The sequence below is a fragment of the Gilliamella sp. Nev6-6 genome, assembly GCF_001690605.1.
GTDB lineage: Bacteria > Pseudomonadota > Gammaproteobacteria > Enterobacterales > Orbaceae > Gilliamella > Gilliamella apicola_C.
Map to the genome: position 1 here is coordinate 1 of NZ_LZHP01000083.1, position 5,395 is coordinate 5,395.

A 5,395-nucleotide genomic window follows, 5' to 3' on the forward strand; every position below is an offset into this window, starting at 1 on the left:
CATCAATTGCTGCTTCACGAGAGACCGCCTTGTAAACAAGTTTCAAATCGCTCATAAATGCTTTGTGATGTTTAGAGGCAACATACTTAATTGAATGGCGGATTTGATGAATAACACAAAGTTGAACCTCTGTTTGTGGGTAAATAGTATTAATCGCTTCAGGAAAGCCAACTAATCCATCGACACAAGCAATTAAAATGTCATTTAATCCTCGGTTTTGTAAATCGGTCAACACCGATAACCAAAAATGAGCCCCTTCGTTTTCAGATAAATACAAGCCTAATACTTCCTTTTTTCCGGCTAAATTAAGTGCAAGTACAGTATAAACAGCCTTGCTGTGATAAACCCCATCTTCTTTTACTTTATAATGAATTGCATCCATCCAAACAAACGGATAAAGCGATTCTAGCGGTCGTTGTTGCCATAATCTGAGCTCAGGAATGATTTTATCTGTAATGGCGGTTAAAGTTGCAGGAGAAAGACGAAAAGCATAAATCTCTTCAATATGCTGGCTGATATCTTTATAACTCATCCCCAGCGCATACATACTGAGAATTTTTTGTTCAATTTCATCGTTTAATGTTGTCTGATTTTTTTTGATGAGTTGAGGTTCAAATGAACCGTTTCTATCTCTTGGTGCATCAAGTTCGAAACTGCCTGATGAGCTTTTTATTGTCTTTGAACTCTTACCATTACGCCGATTAGGGGTAATGTCGTTGGCTAAATGAGAATCTAATTCCGCCGATAACGCCGCTTCTGTTAGCTGCTTGATTAATGGCGTTAAAATACCATCTTTACCCGTTAGCGGTTGACCATTTTGTAATAATTTTAATGCTTTTTCAAAATCAAATTCTTGGGACATGGGTCATTTCCTTTTTTGTTACATAGTTTACCGAAATGACACAGAATATTGAACAGTCTCACACAATTACTTGATTGAGGCGATTATTATCATCACTTGTTGTAGCGTGGATAATTTTAATCTCTGGCTGAATTGATATAATCATACCAATATGTGAGAAATCACCGCCACCTAACTGATTGACAATAAAACTATCGCTTTGTATACCTTTCCTAAAAACCCAGTCTCCTACCTTTATAGAATAAGGCAATTCAATGGTTTGATTGGAAGAAGAAGCAAGCTGATTAGCAAATGCAAAATTTATCAGCATGAGAAAAATAATAGGAAAGAAACGGTAATATTTCGTCAACATTGTTTCGCAATTAAAAAGGGTAAAATTTTACCCTTTTATCATTTCTAACATAACAATTAACATTAGCTATAATTTATATTTTCATACGAATTAACCATTTACCATCAACTTTGATTAATGAGATGTTTTTTTCATCTTTTTTAGTATTATCTTTGAAAGAAGCGATAGCTTGTACTTTAGCCATTGTTTTTTCATCATTGGTATATTCTGCAGGTGCTGTTTCGACTTTATCAAAACCACCATGTTCATCGGCAAACGCTTTCCCTCTTTTAAGCGCTTCTTGCATTTTACTTTTCATAAGCGTTGTCATATCTATATCTTTGCTATCTTCTTTAGGAAAATAGATCAGATCCATAACGGTATCTAAATCACCTTTGTAGATTGCTGTGATAAATTTTTCTGCTACTTGTTCTGGTGTTTTTTCTGATGAACAAGCTGTTACCATCAGGGCTAGTAAAAACACACTAAAAAATTTAATAATTGTTTTCATTTTCATTCCTATTATAGATTTATTTAAATTTATAAGTGCTTTCCTAGATAAAATAAAAATGTAGATAAATTAAAAAATGGCATCTAAGGAAAGTGACAAAAATGATACTATGTAATTACCTAAAAAAAGCAATTTCATTAAAGCACAAAAATGGTTATTTGAAATTTAATAAGATATTTTGCCAATTAGGATCGAGCGTAGCTTTTAATATTACTTGCTTTTGTTCAATAGGGTGTGTGATTTTCAGTATATGGGCATGAAGCATTAATCGTTTAATACCGAAATAATCAGCAAATGCTCGGTTTTGATGAAGGTCGCCGTGTTTACTGTCCCCTAAAATAGGGTGAAAAATATGTTTCATATGGCGTCTTAATTGATGTTTACGACCTGTTTGTGGTTTTAATTCGACAAAACTGTATCTTACGCTATCAAATTTCCTCACTTTAATGGGTATTTCAATTTTGCTAATACCTCGGTAAAAAGTCACTGCATTTTGTGCTGGCTTGTTTTTATCAGAAAATTTATCGGCGATTTTATCTAATTCCTCAACTAAAGGATAATCGATTATAGCTTCACCTTCCACGTAACCTCGCACAATGGCATAATAAGTTTTTTCAATTTGCTTCGTTGCAAATTGTTCAGACATTATTCGTGCTATATCGCTAGAGAGCGCAAATAATAGTACTCCTGATGTTGGTCGATCAAGCCGATGAACGGGAAACACATGTTGACCTATCTGATCTCGCAAAGTTTGCATAACAACAACCGTTTCATGTTTATCTAGCCAACTGCGATGTACAAGCCAACCAGATGGCTTGTTAATAGCGATTAGATTGTCATCTTGGTAAATAATTTCAAACATATTTTATTATTACTAACTAATCAATTATAAAAAGAGTTTTTCTAGTTCTATTGCGATGCTTGGGCTATTATTATCGCCAATGGCATAACTTGCTTTAGCTTTCACTTCATCATCAGCATTCCCCATTGCAATTCCTAATCCAGCAACAGATAGCATACTGATGTCATTATAACTATCGCCAAAAGCAATTATTTCACTTAGATCAATATTTTCGTGTTCTGCCCAATGAGTTAAACCATTGCCCTTGGTATTGCCTTTCACTGCAACATCCGCTCTATTTGACCAAGACCATTCACATGAAAACATATCTAATGCCTCTACTGCATTTGAAAACTGTTGCAATGCAGATATATTATGGCTACTTGTGGCAAATTTGAAAATTGAGGCAGATTCATCTATCAGTTTTTCAAAGCTATTCACTTTTTTGATTTCTGGTTGTAAAAAGGTGGGTAGTGTATTAACCCACTTAAAAAAACTTTCAAGATGATCATCAAGAACTTCATAAGTCATCGATTGATCAGTATAAATTAAAGTATGTATCTTATACTGATTAACTAACTCCAATAATGTTTTTGCTTGATCTTTTGTCATTGGTTTTCCCGCAAACAATTGCTCATTTTCAAAATTGTAAAGATAAGAGCCATTACAGCAAATTGCTGGCGTTGATAAGTTAAGTTGGTAATAATAAGGGTAAATTACAGAATGATGGCGCCCTGAAACTAAAATCACTTTTACACCTTGATCGCTTATTTTTTTGATCATATTGGCTGTTTCTGGCAGAACTAAACGATTACTGGTAAGTAATGTACCATCCATATCAAAGGCAACGGCTTTATATTTCATATTTATCCTCTTTGCGTAATTATTATGGTCTAGCTAACCATCGCATAACTAACTAATCATATAACTAACTAATCACATAACTAATATGCTATATGATAAACTAGACCACGAGATCAAGTCACACTAAAACTCTATTTTTTGACGACCAATAAATGAATGAGAAAGTGTTGTACCATCAACCATTTCAAGTTCACCACCAACTGGTACACCATGAGCAATTCGAGTTGCTGTTACATTAAACTCTGCGCACATTTGCGCAATGTAATTAGCTGTCGCATCGCCTTCAACGGTTGGATTAGTGGCTAAAATAACTTCATTGATTGGTTCTGATGCTAGTTTGATTTTTAATAAATCAAGACCAATGTCGCTAGGGCCGATACCATCTAATGGCGATAAGTGACCTAATAATACAAAATAACGACCACTATACTGCCCAGTTTGTTCAATGGCAACGATATCAGCTGGTGTTTCGACCACACAAAGCTGTCCGCTACTTTGACGGCGAGCATTTTTACAAATAGAACAAATATTTTGCTCGGTGAATGTTCGACACTCTTTACAATGGCCTATATTTATCATTGCCTCATGCAATTCATGAGCCAATTTAATACCACCTTGTCGATTTCGTTGTAATAAATGAAAGGCCATTCGTTGTGCCGATTTTGGACCAACACCAGGTAAACAACGCAGTGCTTCCATAAGAGATTCTAGTAATGGACTTATTTGCATGAATTAATTTATTTCTCGCAGTTTTAAATTATTAGGTTAATAATACCTTTTTTCAATAATCTATTAAATAAGAATTATTTTAAAGGTTTATTTAATGTTGATGAAAATTGAAAAATTGTAGGCAAATTCGTAGGCACAATAGTACTTAGCAGACAACAATTTACATAATAAATTGTTAAATCTATACTTATTATTGATAGATTTTAGTCATTTTTTATTTTTGTACGATGGTAACTTTTTAATTCATCACCTTTCAAAAGGCGTGCAATGTTACTATTGTGGCGAATAATAATCAAACATGAAAGCATAGAAACAGGTAAAGTGAGCTCAGGTTTAAATAGCCAAACATAAAAAGGCGCCATAAGAAAGCCAACAATCGCAGCCACGGATGAATAACCAGTAATGAATAGCGCCAGTAGCCAAGTCAGAATAAAACAACCTGTAAAATCAAAACCTATTGGAATCATCATACCTAAGGCAGTTGCAACTCCTTTGCCACCACGAAAATGAAAAAAACAGGGAAAGATATGTCCTAAACAAGCAAAAATACCAATAATCCCTAAAAAGAAAGGTGTCACTCCAAGCCGATAAGCTATATAAACGGGAATAGCACCTTTTAACATATCAAAAATTAAAACAAAAATAGCGGGTAATTTGCCATTTAATCGTAAAATATTGGTCGCACCGGGGTTATGTGAGCCATGTTCAGAAGGATCAGGCAAATGCATGATTCGGCTGATAATCATGGCACCAGAAAGTGATCCCTCAAGATAGGCAATGATAATCATCAATATAATTTGTAATATCAAAATACAACTCCTTTACTTCTTATAATAGTCTTTATTTAATCTAGCATTTAAGTTGTTTTATAACCTAAATACAGGAGTCAGAAACAAATTAAACTACAAATCATCAACCCCAAATTAAAGCTTTTACAGCTAGCTAAACAATAAAAAAACAGTTTAACATGTCTATAAAGCAATGGGGTATTCCTATGATAGCGATTATCGCTTCAAAAAACTGTATGAGCAAGGTTGTGATCTTATTCGTCGAAAAAATGATCTTCTTATAGTTTAGTAAATAGCTTAATTCAAAAATTGGTAAATATATAGGCAAATAAATAAACGTTTTTTATAGTTTGTCAAGGGCATTTTTGATTTAAGATTAGCGCAAAATAGCATTACTCATTTTACAATAGCGAACAAATGATTTACATTATGTTAGTCATTAATTGATTTTTTCGAAACAAAATTTACC

The 5,395-nt window shown here is 33.7% G+C and carries 7 protein-coding genes; all 7 read right to left on the reverse strand.

Features of this window, described 5'->3' with window-relative positions:
- On the reverse strand, window positions 1-862 hold an 862-nt coding region (locus A9G42_RS09745), incomplete at its 3' end, for an IS256 family transposase (protein ID WP_065652685.1).
- A 58-nt stretch (window positions 863-920) separates the two neighbouring features.
- The gene (locus tag A9G42_RS09750; protein WP_143426149.1) at window positions 921-1,214 is read right to left on the reverse strand and encodes a hypothetical protein; all 294 of its coding nucleotides are present in this window, start codon (window positions 1,212-1,214) and stop codon (window positions 921-923) included.
- Window positions 1,215-1,287: 73 nt separating this feature from the next.
- Entirely contained in the window at window positions 1,288-1,704 is a 417-nt protein-coding gene (locus tag A9G42_RS09755; protein ID WP_065653318.1) for a DUF4878 domain-containing protein, read from the reverse strand.
- 154 nt (window positions 1,705-1,858) lie between these two features.
- The gene (gene truC / locus A9G42_RS09760) at window positions 1,859-2,566 is read right to left on the reverse strand and encodes a tRNA pseudouridine(65) synthase TruC (RefSeq protein WP_065653319.1); all 708 of its coding nucleotides are present in this window, start codon (window positions 2,564-2,566) and stop codon (window positions 1,859-1,861) included.
- Window positions 2,567-2,590: 24 nt separating this feature from the next.
- A complete protein-coding gene (locus A9G42_RS09765) occupies window positions 2,591-3,409 on the reverse strand; it encodes a pyridoxal phosphatase (RefSeq protein ID WP_065580303.1) in 819 nt (272 codons plus the stop codon).
- Window positions 3,410-3,532: 123 nt separating this feature from the next.
- Complete coding sequence (recR, locus tag A9G42_RS09770) at window positions 3,533-4,138, reverse strand: recombination mediator RecR (RefSeq protein WP_065581768.1); 606 nt, start codon at window positions 4,136-4,138, stop codon at window positions 3,533-3,535.
- 203 nt (window positions 4,139-4,341) lie between these two features.
- Entirely contained in the window at window positions 4,342-4,926 is a 585-nt protein-coding gene (plsY, locus tag A9G42_RS09775) for a glycerol-3-phosphate 1-O-acyltransferase PlsY (protein WP_065581769.1), read from the reverse strand.
- Between the last annotated feature and the right edge of the window lie 469 nt (window positions 4,927-5,395).